This window comes from Frankia torreyi (assembly GCF_000948395.1).
GTDB classification, from domain to species: Bacteria; Actinomycetota; Actinomycetes; order Frankiales; family Frankiaceae; genus Frankia; species Frankia torreyi.
Map to the genome: position 1 here is coordinate 34,697 of NZ_JYFN01000043.1, position 23,458 is coordinate 58,154.

Annotated in this window: 7 protein-coding genes and 4 pseudogenes; 9 read left to right on the top strand and 2 right to left on the bottom strand. The window is 74.3% G+C overall.

The window, feature by feature from the left end; genetic code table 11:
- Position 1 precedes the first annotated feature (1 nt).
- The 6 genes and pseudogenes from FF36_RS38735 to FF36_RS34425 form a co-directional block, all read left to right on the top strand.
- Positions 2 to 12,861 (top strand): annotated as a pseudogene (locus FF36_RS38735) (amino acid adenylation domain-containing protein); the annotation flags it as partial.
- Between the two features lie 59 nt (positions 12,862 to 12,920).
- Positions 12,921 to 14,072 carry a YqcI/YcgG family protein gene (locus tag FF36_RS22275; RefSeq protein WP_044887088.1) on the top strand — a complete coding sequence of 384 codons (1,152 nt, stop codon included), beginning with the start codon at positions 12,921 to 12,923 and terminating at the stop codon, positions 14,070 to 14,072.
- Positions 14,073 to 14,088: 16 nt separating this feature from the next.
- Positions 14,089 to 15,555, top strand: a pseudogene (locus FF36_RS41055) (amino acid adenylation domain-containing protein); the annotation flags it as partial.
- Positions 15,553 to 15,617, top strand: a 65-nt coding sequence (locus tag FF36_RS41060) for a hypothetical protein (protein ID WP_422615107.1), incomplete at its 3' end; no start/stop codon positions are given. The pseudogene FF36_RS41055 and the gene FF36_RS41060, both read left to right, overlap by 3 nt.
- A 1-nt stretch (position 15,618) precedes the next feature.
- Positions 15,619 to 15,921, top strand: a pseudogene (locus FF36_RS41065) (hypothetical protein); the annotation flags it as partial.
- Positions 15,918 to 17,420, top strand: a complete 1,503-nt coding sequence (locus FF36_RS34425; protein ID WP_044887089.1) for a cupin domain-containing protein — start codon at positions 15,918 to 15,920, stop codon at positions 17,418 to 17,420. The pseudogene FF36_RS41065 and the gene FF36_RS34425, both read left to right, overlap by 4 nt.
- A 42-nt stretch (positions 17,421 to 17,462) precedes the next feature.
- Here the strand turns inward: FF36_RS34425 and FF36_RS22290 are convergent, their stop codons facing one another.
- Complete coding sequence (locus FF36_RS22290; RefSeq protein ID WP_044887098.1) at positions 17,463 to 19,040, bottom strand: MDR family MFS transporter; 1,578 nt, start codon at positions 19,038 to 19,040, stop codon at positions 17,463 to 17,465.
- Positions 19,041 to 19,263: 223 nt separating this feature from the next.
- Here FF36_RS22290 and FF36_RS22295 point away from each other — a divergent pair, with 223 nt between their 5' ends.
- Both FF36_RS22295 and ctaD read left to right on the top strand, forming a co-directional pair.
- Positions 19,264 to 19,851, top strand: coding sequence for a MarR family winged helix-turn-helix transcriptional regulator (locus tag FF36_RS22295; RefSeq protein ID WP_236706202.1), 588 nt, complete (start codon positions 19,264 to 19,266; stop codon positions 19,849 to 19,851).
- A gap of 525 nt (positions 19,852 to 20,376) precedes the next feature.
- Positions 20,377 to 22,095, top strand: coding sequence for an aa3-type cytochrome oxidase subunit I (gene ctaD / locus FF36_RS22300; RefSeq protein WP_044887090.1), 1,719 nt, complete (start codon positions 20,377 to 20,379; stop codon positions 22,093 to 22,095).
- 125 nt (positions 22,096 to 22,220) lie between these two features.
- On the opposite strand, the gene FF36_RS41545 is transcribed toward ctaD, so the two are convergent.
- Entirely contained in the window at positions 22,221 to 22,517 is a 297-nt protein-coding gene (locus tag FF36_RS41545) for a DNA glycosylase AlkZ-like family protein (protein ID WP_199865463.1), read from the bottom strand.
- Between the two features lie 690 nt (positions 22,518 to 23,207).
- On the opposite strand from FF36_RS41545, the pseudogene FF36_RS38740 reads away from it, so the two are divergent.
- A pseudogene (locus FF36_RS38740) lies at positions 23,208 to 23,458 on the top strand (hypothetical protein); the annotation flags it as partial.

Here is a 23,458-nt window from a genome sequence, read left to right on the forward strand (position 1 = left end):
NCCGCCGCGCCCGCCGCGCCTGCCGAAGCCGCCGCGCCTGCCGAAGCCGCCGAGGCCGCCGCGACTCCGGTCACCGGGTCCGCGGGAACCCCGGCCGGCCCGCCGTCGCCGCTCGCCACCTCCACCGGACCGGACCCGGCGGCGACCGGGGTGCTGACCCCGCCGCCGATCGTCGCCCGGCTCGCCGACTGGGGCGGGGAGATCCGGCGGTTCAACCAGGCCTTCCTCGTCCGGACCCCGGCCGGCGCCACCGAGGCGGACCTGCGGGCCGCGCTCGGCGCGCTGGTCGCGCACCACGACGCCCTGCGGGCCCGGCTGCTGCGGCCCGCGCCCGGGGTGTGGCTGCTCCAGATCGATCCGCCCGGCGACGGCCAGGCCGGCCCCGACCCCGACCTGCTGACCCGCATCGACGCCGCCGGGCTCGACCCGACCGCCCTGCGCGCGGTGGTCGCCGCCGCCTCCGGCTCCGCCGCCGGGCGCCTCGACCCCGACGCCGGGGCGGTGCTGCGCGCGGTCTGGCTCGATGCCGGCCCGACGGCGCCGGGCCGGCTGGTGCTGGTGGCCCACCACCTCGTCGTGGACGGCGTGTCCTGGCGGATCCTGCTGGCCGACCTCGAGGCGGCCCACGCGGCGGTCCGCGCCGGCCGCCGGCCGGTCCTCGAACCGGTCGGCACCTCGCTGCGCGCCTTCAGCCAGGTGATCACCGAGCTCGCGGCCGCCCCGGCCCGCCTCGGCGAGCTGACCCACTGGCTGCAGGCGCTCGCCCCGGGGGCGCGGCCGTTCACCGAGCCGCTCGGCCCGGCCGCGCCGGCCGCCGAACCCGCGCTCGGCCCGGCGGCTGTGGGCATCGTGGCCGACACCGGACGGCTGGTCGTCGAGCTGCCGCCGACGGCCACGGCCGCCCTGTTCACCGACGTCCCCGCGGCAACCGGCGCCGAGGTCACCGACATCCTGCTGGCCGGCCTGCGCATGGCGATCCGCCCCCGCCCGGCGGCCGGCGACGGCGACGGCGACCTGCTGGTCGATCTCGAACGCCACGGTCGCGAGGAGATCACCCCCGGGCTGGACCTCGCCCGCACCGTCGGCTGGTTCACCAGCATCGCGCCGGTCCGGCTCGCCCCGGCGCGGACCGCGACCGCCGGGACCCAGGCTGTCGAGACCCTGGCTGTCGAGACCCTGGCTGTCGAGACCCTGGCTGCCGGGACCCTGGCTGTCGAGACCCTGGCCGCTGAGACCCTGGCCGACGTGACGGCCCGCCTGCGGGCCACGCCCGAGCGCGGCATCGGCTTCGGCCTGCTCCGCTACGCCAACCCGCTGGCCGGCCCGACGCTGGCCCGGGCCGGGCGGGCCCAGGTGCTGTTCAACTACCTCGGTCGCTTCCGCGCCGACCGCCACGCTGACTGGGGACTGGCCGAGGAGTTCGACGCCCTCGCGGCCGAGCCCGACCCCGGTCTCGGCGTCGGCTATCCGCTGACCGTCGACCTGGTCAGCGTCGAGACGGACGACGGGCCGGTGCTGCGCGCGACCCTCACCTACCTGACGACCGTGCTGACGGCGGACGAGGCCGCCCGCATCGCCGACGGCTACCTCGACGCGCTGCGGGAGCTGGCCTCGCTCGGGCGGGCCGCCGGTCCCACGGCGGCCGGCGAGCCGGCCGAGCTCATCGCGCTCCCACCGGCCGAGGTGGACCGGATCGCGCGCACCTTCCCGGCGCCGATCGAGGACGTCTGGCCGCTCTCGCCGTTGCAGGAGGGCCTGTACTTCCACTCGGCGCTCGACGCGACCAGCGACGCCTACACCGCCCAGTTCTCGCTGGACTTCGACCACCGGCTCGACGCCGACCGGCTGCGCGTGGCCTGCGCGACCCTCATGGCCCGCACCCCGACCCTGCGCGCCGGCTTCCTCGGCGACGGGCTGTCCCGCCCGGCGCAGGTCATCGCGCGCGAGCTGCCCGCCCCGGTCGAGGAGATCGACCTGTCCGGACTGGCCGAGCCCGAACGGTCGGAGACGGCCGAGCGGATCGCCGCCGAGGACCGGGCCCGCCCGTTCGACGTCGCCCGCCCGCCGCTGTTCCGGCTGATCCTCGTCCACCTGGCCGAGACGCGGTCCCGGCTGGTGATCAATCGCCAGGTGCTGCTGTGGGACGGCTGGTCGGGTGCGCTCGTCGTCGAGGGGCTGCTCGGGCTGTACGCCGCCGGCGGCGAGGACGTGGCCCCGGCGGCGGCCGGGTCCTTCCGGGACTACCTGCGCTGGCTGCGCACGTGGGACACCGCCGCCGCGCAGCGGGCCTGGCGGTCGGCGCTGGCCGGCCTCGAGGGCCCGACGATGGTGGTGCCGGCCGCGCGGGGTCTGCCGCCGGTCGCCCCCGCGCGGATCACCGCCGAGCTGCCCGAGGCCACGGCCAGCGCGCTGCGGGCGGCCTCCCGCGCCCACGGCGTCACCCTGAACACGATCTTCAACGCCGCGCTGGCGCTGGTGCTGGCGGCCACGACCGGCTCGGACGACGTCGTGTTCGGCACGACCGTCGCCGGCCGCCCGACCGAGCTCGACGGCATGGACGAGGTCGTCGGCCTGTTCCTGAACACCGTCCCGGTCCGGGTCCGGCTCGACCCGCGGGAGACGGTCGGGGAGCTGCTGCGGCGCGTCGCCGCCGACCGCCTCGACCTGCTCGACCACGAGTACCTCGGGCTCGGCGAGATCCAGCGGGCCAGCGGGCACCCGGTGCTGTTCGACACGCTCTACGTCCTGCAGAACTTCATCGACGAGGTGGCGAACGACCAGACCAGCGCCCGCCACGGGATCGTCGCCGGCAGCAGCCTCGACCACACCCACTATCCGCTGACGTTCGTGCTGTTCCCCGGCGCGCGGATCACCGTCCGCCTGGAGCACCGCCCGGACGTCGTCGCGCCGGGCCTGGCCGAGGGGCTGTTCGCCCGCCTGCTGGCCATGGTCGACGCGCTGGTCGCGCACCTCGACGCGCCGGTGGGCTCCCTCGACCCGCTGCTACCGGCCGAGCGGGCCCGGCTGGACCAGGTGGTGTCCCCGCCGCTGCCGATCGGCACGGACACCGTCGCCGACCTGCTCGCCGCGCGGGCCGCGCGGATCGGCGAGTCGGTCGCGCTGGTCCTCGGCGAGCAGCGGCTGACCTACCGCGACCTCGACGACCGGGTGAACCGCCTGGCGCGGCTGCTGATCGCGCACGGCGCCGGCCCGGAGACGGTGGTGGCACTCGGGCTCGGGCGGACGGTCGACATGGTCGTCGCGCTGTTCGCCGTGCTGCGCACCGGCGCCGCGTACCTGCCGCTCGAACTGGACCATCCGCCGGCGCGCCTGCTGGAGATGGTGGCCGACGGCGGGGCCGCGCTGCTGGTCACGAGCCAGGCGACCGGCCGCTACCTGGCCGGCGGCGCGCAGGTGCCCGGCGCGGCGGACGCCCACGATGGCCCGACCTGGCTCGCGCTGGACACCGACACCATCGCCGCCGAGCTGGCCGCCACCCCGGCCGGTCCGCTGGCAGACGCCGAGCTCGGCGCCTTCGCCCGCGACCGCGCCGACCGGCTCGACCACCCGGCCTACATCATCTACACGTCGGGCTCGACCGGACGGCCCAAGGGCGTCGTCACGCCCTACCGCGGGCTGACGAACATGTGGCTCAACCACCGGGACGAGATCTTCACCCCGACGGTGGCGGCGACCGGGGGCCGGCGCCTGCGCGTCGCGCACACCGTCTCGTTCGCGTTCGACATGTCGTGGGAGGAGCTGCTCTGGCTCGTCGAGGGCCACCAGGTGCACATCTGCGACGAGAACCTGCGCCGCGACGCCGAGGGGCTCGTCGCCTACTGCGACCGCCACCGGATCGACGTCGTCAACGTCACCCCGACCTACGCGGCCCACCTGTTCGAGGCCGGGCTGCTGGAGCGGACCGAGTCGGCCGCCGATCCCGACGGCGATCCCGACGGCGCCCCTGATGGCGGCACCGACGGCGACCCGGGGGATGGTCACCGGCACCGGCCGGCCCTGGTCATGCTGGGCGGCGAGGCCGTGCCCGACTCCCTCTGGACCCGGCTGCGGACCACCGACGGGACGGCCGGCTACAACCTGTACGGGCCGACCGAATACACGATCAACACCCTCGGCGCCGCGACGGCCGACAGCCCGACCCCGACCGTCGGGCGGCCGATCCGCAACACCGCGGTCCACGTGCTCGACCGCTGGCTGCGCCCGGTCCCGGACGGCGTGGCCGGCGAGCTGTACATCTCCGGCGACGGCCTCGCCCGCGGCTACCTCGACCAGCCCGGCCTGACCGCGACCCGCTTCGTGGCCGACCCGGCCCGGCCGGGCGGGCGGATGTACCGCACCGGGGACCTGGTGACCCGCCGGCCCGACGACGGCAACCTCGACTTCCTCGGCCGCACCGACGACCAGGTCAAGATCCGCGGCCACCGGATCGAGCTCGGCGAGGTCACCGCCGCCCTCGACGGGCACGAGGCGGTCAGCCAGTCCGCCGTCATCGCGGCGGCGGACCCGGTGACGCCGGGCGCGAAGCGGCTCGTCGCCTACGTCGTGCCGGCGGGACCCTCGGCCGCCGAGGTGGCGGCCATCGAGGACGAGCAGGTCGGCGAGTGGCGACAGCTCTACAGCGACGAGTACGAGCGGATCCCCACCGCCGTGACCGTCGAGGACTTCGCCGGGTGGGACTCCAGCTACGACGGGCAGCCGATCCCGCTGGCGGACATGCGCGAGTGGCGGGCGGCCACCGTCGACCGGATCCGGGCGCTCGCGCCCCGGCGGGTGCTGGAGATCGGCCTCGGCACCGGCCTGCTGCTCGGCCCGCTCGCGCCGGAGTGCGAGGCGTACTGGGGAACGGACTTCGCCGCCCCCGTCATCGCGAAGCTGCGCGCGGAGATCGCCGCCGACCCCGCCCGTTTCGGCCGGGTCGAACTGCGCCAGCAGCCGGCCCACCGCACTGACGGGCTGCCCACCGGCTACTTCGACACGATCATCATCAACTCGGTCATCCAGTACTTCCCGAGCGCCGACTACCTGCGCACGGTGCTGCTCGGCGCGCTCGACCTGCTGGCCCCGGGTGGATCGCTGCTCGTCGGCGACGTCCGTGACCTGGGCCGGCTGCGCGCGTTCCACGCCGCGCTCGAGCTCGCCCGCTCCGGCGCCGGCGCGGATCCGGCCCGGCTCGCGGCGGCCGTCGACCGGCGCCTGCTGCTGGAGAAGGAGCTCGTCGTCGCGCCCGCGTTCTTCCACGCGCTGGCCGCCGACGCCGGCGCCGAGGCGTGCGTGCGGGTCAAGCGTGGCCGCCACCGCAACGAACTCACCCGGCACCGCTACGACGTCGTGCTGCGCCGCGCGGCGGCGGACCGCCCGACCCCGACCGGCGCCGGCGCCGACCTCCGCCTGAGCTGGGGGGCAGATGTAGGCGGCCTCGACGGGCTCGCCGCGATCATCGGCGCCCGCCGGCCGGCCCGGGTGACCCTGACCGCCGTCCCCGACGCCCGCATCGCCGCCGAACTCGCCGCGAGCAGAGCCGTCGACCTGGCCGCGAGCTCAGCCGTCGAACTTGCCGCGGTCGCGGCCAGCGGCTCGGCCGGCGAGGCCGAGGCGGGGGGCGGCACCGTCGAGCCCGAGGACGTCTACGCGCTGGCCGACACCCTCGGCTACGAAGCGGCGCTCGCGGCGCGGCCAGACGACCCCGGGCTGCTCGACGCCGTGCTCGTGCGCGGCTCGGGGGCCGCGGCCCTGCCCGTCGGCGTCCCCGGCGCCCGTGACGTCCGCCCGGACGACCGGGCGGCGCCCACGAACGACCCGACGGCCGCCCGGGCCGCCGGGGCGCTGGTTGCACGCCTGCGCACCGATCTTGCGGCGGTGCTGCCCGACTACCTGGTGCCGGCGGCGTTCGTGCCGCTGCCGGCGATCCCCCGCAACGCCAACGGCAAGCTTGACGTGGCCGCCCTGCCGCCGGCCGAGCCGGTGGCGGCGAGCTCCGGCCGGGCACCGGCCACGGAGCTCGAGCGCACCCTGGCCGAGCTGTTCGCCGACGTTCTCGGTCTGCCCGAGGCCGGGGCGGAGGACGACTTCTTCGCCCTGGGCGGCCATTCCCTGCTCGCGACCCGCGTGGTCAGCCGGGCCCGGGGGGCGCTCGAGGTCGACCTGGCCATCCGCGACCTGTTCGAGGCACCGACGGTGGAGGCGCTGGCGGCCCGACTGGCCGACCGCGTCGCCGCCGCGTCCACCGCCGCGCCGACCGCGGGGCGCCCGGCGCTGGTCGCGGGCCAGCGACCCGAACGGATCCCGCTCTCCCCGGCGCAGCGTCGGCTGTGGCTCGTCGAGGCGTTGTCCGGCGGGAACGACGCCTACAACTACCCGATCGTTCTGCGCGTCGGCGCCCGCCTCGACGTCGACGCGCTGCGCGCCGCCGTCACCGACCTGCTCGGGCGGCACGAGGCCCTGCGGACGGTCGTCGTCGCCGCCGTCGACGGCCAGCCCTACCAGCGGATCCTCGACCCCGCGGCCGCGACCCCCGCCGTCGACGTCGTCGAGTGTGCCCCGGGCGAGGTGACCGGCCGGATCACCCGGCTGGCCGCCCACCCGTTCGACCTGGCCGCCGAGGCGCCGCTGCGGCTGACCGTGCTGCGCGGCCCCGACGACGACGTTCTGGTCGTCGTCCTGCACCACATCGCGACCGACGAGTGGTCGGACCGGCCGTTCCTGCTCGACCTGGACGCGGCCTACGCCGCCCGACGGGCCGGGCGCGCGCCCGCGTGGGCGCCGTTGCCGGTGCAGTACGCCGACTACACGCTCTGGCAGCGGGCCCTGCTCGGCGACCCGGCCGACGAGGGCGGCATGGCCGCCCGCCAGCGCGCCTTCTGGCTGGACGCCCTGCGGGGACTGCCGGAGGAGATCGCGCTGCCGCTGGACCGGCCGCGCCCGGCCGTCCGCGACGGCGCCTCGGGGCGGGCGGTCCGGGTCCTGCCCGAAGCGGTCGCGACCGGGCTGCGGGCGCTGTGCGCGGCGACCGGGACTTCCATGTCGATGCTCGCCCACGCGGCCCTCGCGGCCCTGCTGCACCGGCTGGGCTCCGGCGACGACATCCCGATCGGCGTGCCGATCTCCGGGCGGACCGACGCCGCGCTGGAGGGGCTGGTCGGCTTCCTGGTCAACACGCTGGTGATCCGGTCCGACCTGGGCGGCGACCCGAGCTTCCGGGAGCTGCTGGGCCGGACCCGCGGGACGGACCTGGCCGCCTTCGACCACCAGGACCTCCCCTTCGAGGACGTGGTCGCGGCGATCAATCCACGCCGGACGCCGGGCGTCAACCCGCTGTTCCAGGTGATGGCCGGCTACCACCACCTGGCCGGCGACGACCGGGAGCTGTTCGGCGGCCCGGTGACCTGGATCGACCCCGAGGTCGGGGCGGCCAAGTTCGACCTGGACGTGACGTTCGTCGACCGGGCCGCGCGGGGCGAGATCACCGTGCTGGTCGACTTCGCCACCGACGTCATCGAGCCGGCCGGCGGTGCCCGGCTGGCCGACCGGCTGCTCCGCCTGCTGGCCGGGATCGTCCGCGACCCCGACGGACCGGTGAGCCGGCTGGAGATCTCCGACGCCGAGGAGCGGGCGGCCGCCCTGCGCGCGGCCGCCGGCCCGCGGCGAGCGCTGTCGGCGCCGGGGACGACCGTGCCCGACCTGCTCGCCCGGGCCGTGGCCGCGCATCCCGACCGGACCGCGCTGGTCACCGCCGGCGGCCGGACGACCTTCGCCGAGCTCGCGGGGGAGGTGGACCGGATCGCGGGCCGCCTGTCCCGGCTGGGCGGCGACCCGGAGGCGGTGGTGGCGCTCGCCCTGCCCCGGGCGCTGATGGTGCCGGCGATCTTCGGTGTGCTGGCGGCGGGCGCGAGCTACCTGCCGATCGACGTCGAGCAGCCGGTCGACCGGCTCGCGTTCCTGCTGGCCGACGCGGCCCCGACCGCCGTCCTCACCACCCGGGCCTTCGCCGGCCGGCTGCCGGCCGTCCCCGCCCCCGTCCTGCCCCTCGGCGATCCGGCGTTCGGCGATCCGGTGTTCGGTGACCCGGACCTGGGCGGTCGGGCCGAGCGGGCCGCCGCGCGGCCCGACCCGGCCGGTGCGGCCAGCGTGATCTACACCTCGGGGTCGACCGGCGTTCCGAAGGCGGTCGTCGGCACCCACCGGGGCCTGGTCAACCTGTTCGCCTCGCACGCGGTCGACCTCATCGCGCCGGCCGAGCGCGCCGCCGGCCCCGACCGGGATCCGCAGCGGGTCCTGCACGCGGCCTCGTTCAGCTTCGACGGATCGTGGGAGCCGTTGCTGTGGCTGCTGGCCGGACACGAGGTCCACGTCGTCGACGAGCGGATCGCCCGGGACGCGGCCGCGCTCGTCGAGTACGTCGAGCGGGCCCGCATCGACGTGCTCGACCTGACTCCGACCTACCTCCAGGAGCTGCTGAGCCAGGGGTTCCTGCGCCCCGACGGCCACCGGCCGGGCGTGCTGCTGGTCGGTGGCGAGGCCACCCCGGCGCCGCTGTGGGAGCGGCTGCGCGCGATCCCCGGGATGGTGGCGCACGACCTGTACGGGCCCACCGAGTACTCGGTCGACGCCTACGGCTGGCACAGCACCGGGACCGGCACCGACCCGTCGGCCGCCGCCGCGAGCGCGGACCCGGGCTGGGCCGCGCCGATCGCCAACACCCGGGCCTACCTGCTGGACGCCGCGCTGGCGCCGGTCCCGGACGGGGTGGCCGGCGAGCTGTACCTGTCCGGTCCCGGGCTGGCCCGGGGCTACCTCGGCCGCCTCGGCCTGACCGCCGGCCGGTTCGTGGCCGACCCGTTCGGGGCGCCGGGGGAGCGGATGTACCGCACCGGCGACCTCGCCCGCCGCCGGTCCGACGGCGCACTCACCTTCCTCGGGCGCGCGGACGACCAGATCAAGCTGCGCGGCTTCCGGGTCGAGCTCGGCGAGATCGAACGGGCCCTGGCGGCGGCACCCGGCGTCGGCACGGCCGCGGTCGTCTTCCGCCCGGACGCCCCGCCCGCGCTCCAGCTCGTCGCCTACCTGGTGCCCGATCCGGCAGCCGGGGCCGGGGTCGGGAGCGGAGCCGGGGCTGGGGTCGGGCCGGAGCCGGTCGAGTCGGCCCGGGCCCACGTGGCCCGGGTGCTGCCGGCGTACATGGTCCCGCAGGCGTTCGTCGCGCTGGACGGGCTGCCCCGCACGGTGAACGGCAAGCTGGACCGGGCGGCGCTGCCCGAGCCGGCCGCCCCGGCGCCGGTTGCCGGCCGGCGCCCCCGCGACGCCCGGGAGGAGCTGCTCGGCGAGCGGTTCGCGGCCGTGCTCGGCCTCGACCGGGTCGGCCTCGACGACGACTTCTTCGCCCTCGGCGGCCATTCCCTGCTCGTCATGCGGCTGTGCGCGGCCATCCGGTCGGCGTTCGGCGTGGAGATCACGCCGCGGACGGTCTTCGAGGATCCGACGGTGGCCCGGCTCGCCCGGCGGATGGACTCCGCCGGCACGGCCCGCGCGGCGGTCCGCCGTCGGCGGCGTCCGCAGCACCCGCCGCTGTCGTACGCGCAGCGGCGCCTGTGGGTGGTCGGGCAGGTGGAGGGACCCAGCCCGACCTACAACATTCCCATCACCTGGCGCCTGGTCGGGCCGCTGGACGTGGCCGCCCTGCGCGCCGCGGTGCACGACGTGGTGGTCCGGCACGAGGCGCTGCGGACCATGTTCCCGACCGTCGACGGCGAGCCGGTGCAGCGCATCCTCGACCCGACCGAGGTGACGATTCCGTTCGAGGTGGTCGAGTGGGCGTCCGCGGCCGGCGGTGCCCGGCCCGAACCGCAACCGCAACCGGAACCGGGCGGGCAGGAGCTGGCGGACCTGCTGGTCGAGGCGGCGGCCTACCCGTTCGACCTCGAACGCGAGCCACCGATGCGGGTGCGCGTCGTCCGGTGCTCGCCGCAGCTGCACCTCGCGCAGTTCCTGATCCACCACATCGCGGCCGACGAGGGGTCCGACGCTCCGCTGGCCCGCGACCTGTCGGTCGCCTACCGGGCGCGCCTCGCTGGCGGTGCACCGCAGTGGGCGCCGCTGCCCGTCCAGTACGTCGACTACACGCTGTGGCAGCGGGAGCTGCTCGGCGACGAGTCCGACCCGTCCTCGCCGGCCGCCAGATCGCGGGAGTTCTGGCGGCGGGCGTTGGCCGGCCTGCCCGCCGAACTGGCGTTGCCGACCGACCGGCCGCGGCCGGTCGAGCCGAGCCACACCGGCGGGATCGTCGAGACGTCGATCGATGCCGGGGCGCTCGCCGCGCTGCGCGCCGTCGGGCGGGCGCACAACGTCAGCATGTTCATGGTGCTGCGGGCCGCCGTCGCGACGCTGCTGCACCGACTGGGCGCCGGGGAGGATGTTCCCCTCGGCAGCCCGGTCGCCGGCCGGGTCGACGAGACCGTCGACGACCTCGTCGGCTTCTTCCTCAACACGCTGGTCCTGCGGACCGACCTGTCGGGTGACCCGTCGTTCGGCGAGCTGCTGGGGCGGGTCCGCGACAGCGACCTCGCCGCCTTCGACCATCAGGACCTGCCGTTCGACCGGGTGGTGGACGCGGTCAACCCGCCGCGGCTGCTGGCCCGCCATCCGCTGTTCCAGGTCATGGTCGTGTACCTGACGGCGTCCGACGCCGTCGACGAGCTGGACCTCGACGCGGTCAGTGGCCGTCTCGAACCGGTGCGACGGACCAGCGCCAAGTTCGACCTGTCCTTCGACTTCATCGAACGGGCCGGGGCCGACGGCGGCCTGACCATCGGCGTCGCCTACAGCGACGACCTGTTCGACCGTTCCAGCGCCAGCCGGCTCGCCGAGCGGCTGCGGGACGTGCTCGCCGCGGTCACCGCCGACCCGTCGGCACCGCTGCGCGCGTTGGCGCTGAGCTGGCCGGCCACCTTCGCGGCCCCGGCGGGTGCCGACCGCGTGCCGCCGGCCCCGGCGTTGCCCGCCGGCGACGAGGAAGGGGCCCCGGCCGGGCGCGATCCCGCGAACGACATCGAGGCGGCCCTGGTCGCCGCGTTCGCGACGGTGCTCGGGGTCGAGGCGGTCGGCGTCGACGACGACTTCTTCGCCCTCGGCGGCGACAGCATCGTCGCCATGCGGCTGGTCACCCGGATCCGGGCCGCCGGCCTCACCGTGACCCCGCGGCTGCTGTTCGGCCACCGCACGCCCGAGACGCTCGCCACCGTCGTCACGCGCCGAGCGCCCGCTTCGGCTCCGGCGCCGTCCGCCGCCACCGCCGTCGCGGGGACGGCGCACACGTCCGACAGCGCCGTGGCCGAGGCGGGCACCGGGCCGGCCGCTGTGCTCCTCGTCCCGCCGACCCCGGCCCTGCAGGCGGCGCGCGGCCGCGGAGCGTCGTTCGCCTCCTTCTCCTCGCCGGTGCTGCTGCGCACCCCGGCCGGGCTGGACCTGTCCACGCTGCGCGCGGCGATCACGGCGGTCGTGGACCAGCACGACGTGCTGCGGGCTCGGCTCGTCCGCTCGGACGCCGCCGGCCCTGTCCCGCCCGGTGCGGCGACGGTGGGCGCGGACGGCGGACCTGCCTGGTCGCTGGCGATCGCGCCGCGCGGCAGTGTCGACGTCGGTCCCTGGCTCCGCCGGATCGACGCCGTCGACCTCGCCGCGGCCGACGGCTTCGACAGCGGGCGCGGGCTGGGGCTGATCTCGGGGCTCGCGGCGGCGGCCAACGCCGAACTCGATCCGGACAACGGGCAGGCCATCCGCTGCGTCTGGCTGGACGCGGGCGACGCACGACCGGGCCGGCTACTGCTGATCATTCACCACGCGCTGATCGACGGCGTCTCCTGGCCGATCGTGCTGGCGGATCTCCGCGCCGCGGCGGCCGCGCTCGGGGCGGGTGGGCGGCCCCAGCTCGCCCCTGTTCCGGTGTCCTACGCGCAGTGGGCGCGTCGTCTCGACCAGGCGGCGCGCACGGCCGAGGCGGAGGCCCGGCTGCCGTTCTGGGTGGACCTGCACGACCGGGCCACGCCCGTGGCCTGGACAGCGGCTTCGGCCGGGTCGGGCCAGGTCGGCCAGCCGCAGGCGATCACCGTGAGTCTGCCGCCGGAACGGGCGGCCGCCCTGCTGTCGACGGTCCCCGCCGCGTTCGGTATCGGCGTGGGCGAGCTTCTGCTCGCGGCGCTGTCCCTGGCCGTGGCCGACCAGACCCGACCCGGCGAGGGCGGCGCGGCGGGGATGGTCGTCGCCGTGCAGGCCCACGGCCGGCAGGAGCAGATCGTCGACCAGCAGGACCTGTCCCGGACGGTCGGCTGGATGGCCGAGATCTTCCCGTTCCTGCTCGAGCGGACCGCCGACGACGGCGCCGCCTTCGGTGAGTTCGCCGTGGACGCCGCCGTGGCACGGGTGCGCGCGCTCCTGGCCCAGCTCCCCGACGGCGGAACCGACTACAGCATGCTGCGCTTCCTCAACCCGCGGACCGCGCCGCACCTGTCGGCCGCTCCCACACCGACGATCTACCTGAACTACGTGGGTCGGCTGAGCCGAGGCGAGGTGGCGGACTGGTCCGTCGCCGCCGAGGACGAGGCGCTCTTCGCCGACTGGAACGCCGACTCACCCGATCCGTTCCCGTTGAGCCTGATCGTGCGAGTCGTCGACGGCCCGGACGGCCCCGAGTTGAGCGCGCGCTGGAGCAGCGGCCCGGATGGGCCGGGCGCGGTAGTGGTGGGCAACCTCGCGGCCGCGTGGCTGCGGGCGCTCGCCGCGCTCGCCGCCCGCGCCGCACACCCGGGGGCAGCGAAACACCCGGCAGTCGCTTCGGCCGGCCGCACCTGAGTCCACCCCACGACCGCGGGTCGGGATCGGCCCGCGGCTGAGCAAAGAGAGAAACGACAGTGCGAGACACGCCGAAACCCAGTGGGCGCAGTGCGACCGGCGCGACCGGCGCGACCGGCGCGGTCCGCGAGGAGATCCTGGACCTGGCCATCGGCCCGATGCCGGGCTGGGGCGCCGCCTGCGCGCGGGACATCATGGCGACGCTGAGGTCCGACACCGAGCCCTTTCCCTGCGTCTTCGCGGTGGGCGCGGCCCACAAGGGCGGGCTGCGGTTCGGTTTCGTCGAGGACCTGCGCGACGCGCGGACCTGGTCCGTCCTGCCGGACATCCTGGCCACGTATCTGTCGGTCTACCAGTCGATATCGCGCGACACCTCGCTGGTCGTGTTCTTCGGATCCGGCGGCGGGACGGCGAGGCAGGAGACCGACGACGTCCTGTCCTACGAACAGCGGTTCTGGTCGATCCTGAGCTACCTGCACGACAGCGACGGCGAACCCTGGCCGTCGGACATCCCGACCGACACCGACGATCCCGGCTGGGAGTTCAGCTTCCGCGGCACCCCCATCTTCGTCGTCTGCAACACGCCGGCGCACCGGCGACTGCGCAGCCGCAGCAGCCCGGTCTTCACCATCACCTTCCAGCCTCGTTGGGTCTTCGCCGGGCTGGAGCCGACCAGTCCGCGGGGCGCGGCCGCACGGAAGGTCATTCGCGAGCGCCTCGCCCGGATGGACGAGGTGGATTCGACGCCGTTGCTGGGCTCCTACGGCGACCCGGCCAACCGGGAATGGAAGCAGTATTTCCTGCGCGACGACGCCTCGGTCGCCGAGTCCTGCCCGTTCCACGCCGGGGCCGGCCGCCAACCGGCCGGAACACCCGCCGGGCAGGCGGGGCCGTCGCTGACCGAGTCGGGCGCGACGGGTCCGTTCAAGGTGGTCGTCAACCAGGAACAGCAGTTCTCGGTGTGGCCGCACGGGCGGCCCAACGCGCTCGGCTGGTTCGACACCTCCGTCACGGGAACCCGGCAGCACTGCCTGGACAGCATCGAGCTGACCTGGACCGATATGCGGCCACGCAGCCTGCGACGGCGGATGTCGGGACGCGGCGGCGACTCGTCCGGCGGTGCCGCGCGGGTGCGCACCGGCCGGTACGGCACCGTCGGCGGCCCGAATCCGGCGCCGGGCCGCGGGCCGGTCGCCACGAGTTCCGTCTGATCGGAGGGGACGAACCATGGTCACGAGCCGGCCTTCCAGCCCCCCGTCGGTTCCATCGGGCGACGTCGCCGGGGGCCGGACCGACCTCGCCCAGCGGGGAACGGATGCGGACGCCTTCGCCAGCGGGCGGGTGGACCCGCTCGTCGGGCGCTCGCTCACCGCCCTGGTGGCGGACGCGACCCGCCGGACGCCGGACGCGACCGCCGTCGTCGACCTGGCCGACCGGGCGGCGCAGGGAGCCGTCACCCTCACCTACCTCGACCTCGAACGACGGGCCGAGGCCCTCGCCGCGTCGCTGCGCGCGGTCGGCGTCGGCCCGGAGGTGACCGTCGGCGTGTGCCTGCCACGCTCGGCCGCCCAGGTGGTGGCCCTGCTCGGGGTGCTGCGGGCCGGCGGCGCGTTCGTGCCGCTGGACGTCTCCTGGCCGGCGCGGCGCATCAGCGCGGTGGCCGACGAGGCCCGGATCTCCGCGGTGGTGGCCGGGACGGCCGGCGCCCCGCCGGAGCTGTCGGCCGGCGCCGGCTTCGTGCCGCTGCTCCGGCTGGACCCCGCCGGCCGGCTCGCCACCGCCGGCACGTCCGCCAGGCCCGTCCCGGGCGACGCCCCGAGCTCCCTCGCGGACCCGAGCTCCGCCGGGGACCCGCACGCGGCCGGGGATTCGTACTCGACCGTGGACATGGAGAACCTCGCCTATGTCATCTACACCTCCGGCTCGACCGGGACGCCCAAGGGCGTGATGATCCGCCATCAGGCGATCTGCAACCGGCTGCACTGGCAGGTCGACCTGCTGGGCCTCACCGGCGACGACACCGTCCTGCACAAGGCGCCGCTGAGCATCGACATCTCGATCAACGAGGTCTTCCTGCCGCTGGTCGCCGGCGCACGCATCGTGATCGCGCCGCCGGGGGCCGAGACGGATCCGGGCACGTTGCTCGCGATCGTGCACGCGCATGCGGTGACGTTCTGCTACGTCGGGCCGGCCACGCTCGGGGCGATGCTCGAACGTCCGGACGCCGAGGAGGCGGGACGGTCGCTGCGGCACGTCTGGTGCGGGGGCGAGGTCCTGCGCGACGAGGCCTACCGGCGCTTCCGGGAGCGGTGGCGGGCCCGGCTCTACCACGGCTACGGCCCGGCCGAGGCGACGATCGGCGTGTCCTGCCGGGTGTTCGACCCGGATCAGGCCACCGCCCGCGTGTCGATCGGCCGGCCGAACCCGAACACCCAGATCCGGGTTCTGGACGCCGACTACAACCCGGTGCCCCTCGGCGCGGCCGGCGAGCTGTTCATCAGCGGGTTGCCGCTGGCCCGGGGCTACCTCAACGACCCGCGGCGCACCGCCGACCAGTTCGTGCCCGACCCGTTCAGCTCGGTCCCGGGCAGCCGGATGTACGCCACCGGGGACCTGGGCCGGTTCCGGACCGACGGGGAGATCGAGTTCCTCGGCCGGGCCGACAACCAGGTGAAGTTCCGCGGCTTCCGGGTGGAGCTGGAGGAGATCGAGAACGTCCTGTGCGGCCAGCCCGGCATCCGCCACGCCGCCGTCGTNGTCGTCCCCGGCGAGGCGGGCGACGGCGAGGCGGGCGACGACGAGCTGCGGGCGTACTGCGTGCGCGCGGGGACGGGCGGCCCGCCGAACCTGCGCGCCGTCCTGGCCGGGCAGCTTCCCGCGCACATGGTCCCGGACACCTTCGTCGACGTCGCCGAGCTGCCGCTGACCGCGGCCGGCAAGATCGACCGGCGCGCCCTCGCCGCGCCCGCCCCGCCGCCGCAGCCACCGCAGGAACAGCAGCCACCGCAGGAACAGCAGCCGCAGCCCACGACGATTCCCGCTGGAGGAGGAACCCGATGACTTCTGACCAGGCCACGACGCTGGCCGGGTTCGACGAACTGGCCCGCCGGGTGGAGGCCGCCCAGGATGGTCCGGACGCGCACGCGCTGGTGCGCGCGTTCGCGGCGAACCCCGCCTTCCGCCCGGCCGAGTGGGAGGAGCTGACCACCGAGGACGACCCGTACCGCCGCCCGGTCCGGCCCGCCGACCTGGCCTGGCTGAACTACGGCACCGCCCTGGGACCGGACGACACGCTCGGGCTCTCGGGCCTGCTCGGGCACCGGATGCTGCGCAACATCTACGACGCGGACCTGCTGTACCTGCCGCCGAACCGGAACGCGGCGGCCGATCGTGACGGCGCGGACTTCTACGGCGCGGCGAACCGGCTACGCGCCGCGCTCGCCCAGCCGGTCCTCGAACGTCACCTGTTCTCGTTCCTGGCACCCCAACGCCCGTCCCTGTCGGGCGGTCCGTCGGTCGACGGGGTGCTGGGCGAGCTGCGCGGCTACTGGGAGGAGCGCCGGGACCATCCGGGGGACGCGTTCGCGGTGCTGCGCGGCACCCGCGACCGCCGCGAGGCGACGACGTTCGCGCTGTTGCAGCTCTCGGCGTTCCTGCCCGCGGCACGCACGGCGACCGCCCGCGCGTCGCTCGGCGAGTACGACCCGGCCCACGCGGTCGCCCGGGAACTGCTGGTCGAGGACTACCGGCGCTGGGTGGCGGACTCGTCCGCGTGGACGGCGCTGCTCGCCGCGGCCGAGCTCACCCCGACGGTCGGGGCGTACTGGCAGCTGTACCTGAACACCTCGTTGGCCCGCGGCAACCATCTGCACCTGCTGTCCCGCTCGCCGTACCGGCACGCCGAACTGCTCGGCGCGTTCGTGCACCAGTGCATCGACGACGCGGTCGTCGCCACCGCCTGGGCGGACGCGATCGAGGACGGCCTCGGCGAGCGGCCGGCCCTGTTCACCGCGCGACCGTCGGCGGCCACCCCGGCCACCCCGGCCACCCCGGCCACCCCGGCCACCCCGGACGGCCTGGACGGCCTGGACGGCCTGGACAGGCTGGTCGACACGCTGCTCACCCCGCTGCTCGCGCTGTCCGGGGACGCGGCCCTGATCGCCTTCCACGCCGGCTTCACCGACGCCGCCGAGCTCGCCCGCCGGTGGGACCGCGACCTCGCGGACCAGTTGGCCTGGGCGGACGCGATCGAGGAGTACAAGGCGAAGGCGCGGGCCATCGACGCCTACCTCACGACCGAGGGGATCGAGGTCGACCTGGACACGTTCGTCGAGTCGTGCGACGAGACGTCGACGACGCACGTCCACGACGAGCACCGACTGGTCATGATCGAGTCGGGTGACATGCACTTCTGGAACAATGTCACTCACAAGATCGCACTGAGTGACGGCGACAAGATTCTCATTCCCAAGTCGCGGCTCCACGGATCCACGGTGCTGTCCGGTTCGTGCACCTACCACCAGCCGATCATCCCGGACGACATGTACCTGACGTTCTGATCGCGCGCCAGTCGGGCGCTCGGGGCGCTACCCGCCGGTGGGCTACTCCACCCCGGCTGGTTCGGGCCGCGGGATCTGCGGCTGGCGGTTGGCGGGGCCGTCCGCCGCGGGGTCAGCGGGGCGGCCGGGGAGGAAGAGGCTGGCGACGAAGCCGACGGCGGTCAGCGCGATGATCCACCAGTACGTCGTGCCGAACGCCTCGGCGACCTTGTCGGCGACCGAGCCGGGAAGCTGCACCCCCGCCGATTCGGCGAGGGCGCCTTCGCCACCACCGACGCCCGGCAGCCGGCTGGCGATGGCGTGCTGCAGCTCGACGGCGACCAGCGCGGTGGCCAGCGACCCGCCGACCCGCTGCAGGATGTTCAGGGTCGTGGTCGCGCGCGGCACCGCCGCCGGCTCGAGCGTCGCGTAGGCGGCGGTCATCGCGGGCATCATCGCCGCTCCGAAGCCCAGCCCGCGGACGAACAGCGACAGGGCCAGCAGCGCCTCGTTGGTGTGCGCGTCGACCTGGGTGAACGGGAGCGTGCCGAGCAGGGCGAGCGCCATGCCCAGCGGGACGACCGACCGGGCGCCGCGGCGGTCGACGACCCGTCCCGCGATCGTCATGGCGATCATGGCGCCCAGTCCCTGCGGTGCCATGAGCAGTCCGGCGTCGCTGGCGCTCTGTCCGCGCGCGATCTGGTAGTACAGCGGCAGCAGGAACATCGCGCCGAACAGCATCGCGCCGATCGCGAAGGTCGTGAGGCCCGCCATGCTGAACGTCCGGTCACGGAAGAGCCGCAGGTCGAGCAGGGCGCCGTCGCGGCGCAGGGCGTACCCGACGAAGCCGGCCAGCAACGCCAGGCCGAGGCCGATGCTGACCTCCACCTTCGCGGCCCCGAAGCCGCCGCCGTTGCCTGCCTCGGACAGGCCGTAGACGAGCGCCGCCAGCCCCGGCGAGATCAGCGCCAGGCCGGGTAGATCGAGGCGGTGGTGCGCCGAGCCGCGGTCGTCGCGGGGCAGCACGCGCCAGGACAGGAACAGGGCGAGCACGCCGATCGGCACGTTCACGTAGAAGATCCAGCGCCAGCTGAGATGGTCGACGATCAGACCGCCGACGACCGGGCCGAGGACCGGCGCGATGAGCGTCGGGACGCCGATGATGCTCATGACCCGGCCCATCCGTCGCGGGCCCGCGGCCTGGGCGAGCACGGTCATGCAGATCGGCATGATCATGCCTCCGCCGAGTCCCTGCAGGATCCGGAAGGCGATCAACGCCTCCGCTGACCAGGCGACCCCGCACAGGGCGCTGCCGGCGACGAACAGCGCCAGGGAGATGTTCCACATCCTCGTCGCACCGAACCGCTCGACCGACCAGCCGGCCAGCGGGATCACGACGGCCAGCGCGAGCAGATAGCCGGTGCTCACCCAGGAGATCGTCGACAGTGACGTGTGGAACTCGTTGCCGAGCGCGTGGATGGCGACCGAGACGATCGTCGTGTCGAGGATCACCATGATCGCGCCGAGCATCACCGTGACGGACAGCCGGATCAGTGCCGGGTCGAGCCTGTCGTCCGACCCGGGCCCGGGCCCGGGCGCGGCGGTTGCGGGCGGCGGGGCCGCGTTGGGTTGGTCGGGCACATTGATCTCCGTGGTGAAGGTGGCGGGCGCTGGGGACGGTCGGTCGAGTTCGGACCTGTCCGCTCGACTTCGGAGCCGATCGGGCAGGAACCCGGGACGTCGCCCCGTCGGCGACCGGACGGGACAGAGCTTGTCGCCGCCCAGCATCGGGCGTTCGTTGAGTGGTGTCAAATATATGATTGGGACCACGATATGGGCGGCGGCGTGCCGCTACGATTGAGGGGTGATCGAGGACGCTCAGGAGGCCGCCGGAAAGGTGGCTGCCCAGGGCGCGGCCACGCGCGGGGTGACGGCTGGCGGGGCGGCGGCGGGCGGAGTGACTGCGGACGGAGTGACGGACGGCGAGACGACGGCTCGCGAAGCGTGGCGCGCCATCCTGGCGTTGATGTTCAGTGGCGAGGCGCCCGGCCGGATGCACGCGGTCTGCCAGGCATTCGATCTCACGCCGGCCGCTTTCAAGATTCTTATGGTGCTGTCAAGCGGGCCGCGTCCGATGCGCGAGCTCGTCGAATCCTTCCGCTACGACCCGAGCTATCTGACCAGCGTCGTCGACCTGCTCGAGCGCCGCGGCGTCGCCCGGCGTGAGCCGCATCCGACCGACCGGCGGGCCAAGACGGTCGCGATGACCGAGGAGGGCCGACGCATTCTCGCCCACGCCCAGGAGCTGCTGTCCGTTCCCCCGGCGTCGGTGCAGATGCTCTCGCCGGACGAGCAGCAGCAGCTGCTGCGCCTGCTCATGCGCATCGTCGACGCGGAGCCCGCCATTCCCGCCGCGATGCGTCCACGCCCCGTCGCCTTCCCAGCCGACTGATCGCCACGCCCGGCCAGGCAGTCCGCGGCGGAGGGGCGGGCCACCCGTTCGGGNGGGGNTCAAGAAATTCGGGGGTTCGGCCTGTCAACCGGCCATCACGGCTGCTCTGATCGTCTGCGGGTGTCGTCCCGGGCGGCGTGACGGCACTCGCCGGTCGGTCTGCGGCAAGGAACGTGCTGGTGGCGGGCCATGGGCCGACCCGAAACAGGGGTGGAGGGCGCTTCCGGCAATGGCGGGCCGGCCGGACATAGGACGTTGTGCGCCCGGCCCGGGTGCCGGAGTTCCCCCGAATGCGGGCCGTCAGACAGGGTCGTGGCAACCAGCGCGTGGATAACGTGACCAGCGCCGGCAGGTTTCTGGAGCCGGTGCGCCGAGCCGCGCGGCCCGGGGCCGTCTATCCGTCGGGCCCGTCCCCGCCGACGGTAACGACACATTCATTGTGGGCTGCCCGGCGGCGGTCGTGACACCCGTCGCCGGGACCGCGCGCGCCACCGCCGGCAGCGGCAACACGATCGGGAGTGGAATGTGACACTCGTGCACGATACGCCGGCCGGGCATTCGGACCCGCCGGTGGACGAGGCCCCGCCCAGGGTCGTGAGGAGCTTGTTGCAGTACCTGCGGACGACGTCTCACAAGGACATCGCCGTGATGTACTTCATCGTCTCGCTGCTGTTCTTCGCGTTCGCCGGAGTCCTGGCGATGTTCATGCGGGCCGAGCTCACCCGGCCGGGCCTGCAGTACATCTCGAACGAGCAGTACAACCAGTTGTTCACGATGCACGGCACGCTGATGCTGCTGATGTTCGCCACGCCGATCGCGTTCGCGTTCGCGAACTACCTGGTCCCGCTGCAGATCGGCTCGCCGGACGTGGCTTTTCCACGCCTGAACGCGTTGTCGTTCTGGTTCTGGCTGTTCGGCAGCCTGACGGTCACCGCCGGTTTTCTCACGCCGAACGGTGCCGCCTCCTTCGGCTGGTTCGCCTATGCGCCGCTGTCGAACACCGCCTACTCGCCGGGTGTCGGCAGTGACCTGTGGGTGGTGGGCCTGACCGTCTCCGGTCTGGGCACCATCCTGGGCGCGGTCAACTTCATCACGACGATCCTGTGCCTGCGGGCGCCCGGCATGACGATGTTCCGGCTGCCGATCTTCTGCTGGAACCTGCTGGTGACCTCGATCCTGGTGCTGGTCGCCTTCCCGGTGCTCGCGGCCGCGTTGCTCGCCCTGGAGGCCGACCGCCGGTTCGGCTCGCACATCTTCGACGCGAGCAACGGTGGCGCCATCCTCTGGCAGCACCTGTTCTGGTTCTTCGGGCATCCCGAGGTGTACATCATCGCCCTGCCTTTCTTCGGGATGATCACGGAGATCATTCCGGTGTTCTCCCGCAAGCCGCTGTTCGGCTACAAGGGGCTGGTCTACGCGACCATCGGCATCGGGGCGCTGGCGATCGCCGTGTGGGCGCACCACATGTATGTCACCGGTGCGGCGCTGCTGCCGTTCTTCGCCTTCCTGACGTTCCTCATCGCGGTGCCGACCGGGGTCAAGTTCTTCAACTGGATCGGCACGATGTGGCGCGGACAGATCAGCTTCGAGGCGCCGATGCTGTTCGCCGTCGGCTTCCTGATGACGTTCCTGTTCGGTGGTCTTACCGGTGTCCTGCTGGCCAGCCCGCCGATCGACTTCCACGTCTCGGACAGCTACTTCGTCGTCGGCCACTTCCACTACGTCGTCGCCGGGCTGCTGTTCGCCGGCTTCGGCGGGGTGTACTTCTGGTTCCCGAAGGTCACCGGCCGGATGATGAACGAGCGGCTCGCGAAGATTCATTTCTGGACGATGTTCGTCGGCTTCCACACGACCTTCCTGGTGGATCACTGGCTCGGCGTCCGGGGTATGCCGCGCCGCTACGCCGACTACAGCCCGGCCGACGGCTTCACCACGCTGAACACCATCGCCACCGCGGGCAGCTTTGTGCTTGCGCTGTCGACGCTGCCGTTCCTGTACAACCTGTGGTCGTCGTACCGGAAGGGTCCGATCGTGACGGTGGACGACCCGTGGGGCTACGGCAACTCGCTGGAGTGGGCGACGTCCTGCCCGCCGCCGCGGCACAACTTCAAGACGCTGCCGCGGATCCGTTCCGAGCGGCCCGCCTTCGACCTGCACTACCCGGAGGTCGTCGGCCTCGTCGACTACCACGCGACGCCGGAGCTCGGCGGCGCGCACACGCAGCTCCCACGGCGCAAGGAATAAGAACGCGGCACCCGCGTGCACGTGAACCGCCCCGGACTCCTGAGAATCCGGGGCGGTTTCGGTTTCAAATGCGGCCCAGCTCGGTGCGGCTCAGCTCGGTGGAGCCCAGCAGCGAGCCGGCGGTGTCAGTCGTCGAGCTCGACGCCGACGAGCCGGATCTGGCGGAACGCGGCGAGCCGCTCGGCCTGGTCGGTGATCGACGCGCGCAGCGCCGGCGTGACCGACCGCCACGGGGTGACCAGGAGCCGCAGCTTCGCGCCCGACGCGCGGGGGCGCCACAGGCCGGCGATCTCGCCGTCCACGAGCACGGCGCCGGGGCGGCCGAGCAGTCGAAGCGCGCGGGCACCGAGGCGGCGCGGGTGAACCCCGGGACGGGCTGCAGGACCGGGGGAGACGTGCCGGCCGCCAGCTCCAGGCGGCACGCAGCGCGGCCAGCCGGAACGGCTGCTCGTACAGGTGGGTGGCCCGGCAGGGCCGGCAGGGGCGCAGGTACGGCTCGTCCATCATCTCCGCCAGCCGGCCCGACACCTCGCCTTCCGTTTTCCGGCGTCCGCCTCGGAGAAGGGCTCGACGGCCGCGGCAACGGCGGGCAGATCGCCGCGGCGGTAGATGTGCGGTGCCCCGGTTGCACGTCGGTACCCACAAGATCTTCGGCTGAGGTGTGCCCGGGTCTCTTCACCGCGAGTCGCTCACCGGCGGATCCCGGATGGCGCCTCCGGCGGTTCCGCGGAACCGCCCCGCGGCGGTTCGGCCGGCTCTGGACCAGCGTTGGCGTGGGCGTCCGGGCCGCCGCCCTGTGGGCTCGCCTGCCACTGCAGATCCCGATGATCCGTGCTGTTCTGCCCGCCTCCCCCCGCGCTACATAACGGCCGGCCGCGAGCAAGGTTCTGGTCCTGACCATCTCCACTCTGACCTGACCATCTCCACGCTCTCGACAGCGCGCAGGCGCTCGCCCGCGCACGCCTCACACAGCCAGGCCGCCGGCGCCGCGTGGCGGAGCGGTGGTCCTGGCACGCGCGGGTGTAACCCTCCCGCCTATCTGTACGGGTGAGGCGATAGATCGGCGACGATGGCGAGCTGTGAGGCGGTGGCGACCGGTGGCGGGTGGTCGGGTGTGGATCCGACGACGCACCCTGACGGAAGAGGAGGCGGTCGGAGGCGCCGGTGGTGATGACGGCTCCGGGGGCCGTGACGGCTCCAGAGGTGGCGGCCTGGGCGGCGACGGTGGTCGAGCCGGCGTCGGCGTCGGGGTGTTCGGGCGTCCCGATCCGCCGCGGTTGCGGGTGGTGTCCGATGACGTCTATCCGGGCTGGGAGGAGATCTATCGCGACAACGTGGAGCGGGTGTACAGGATCATGTTTGC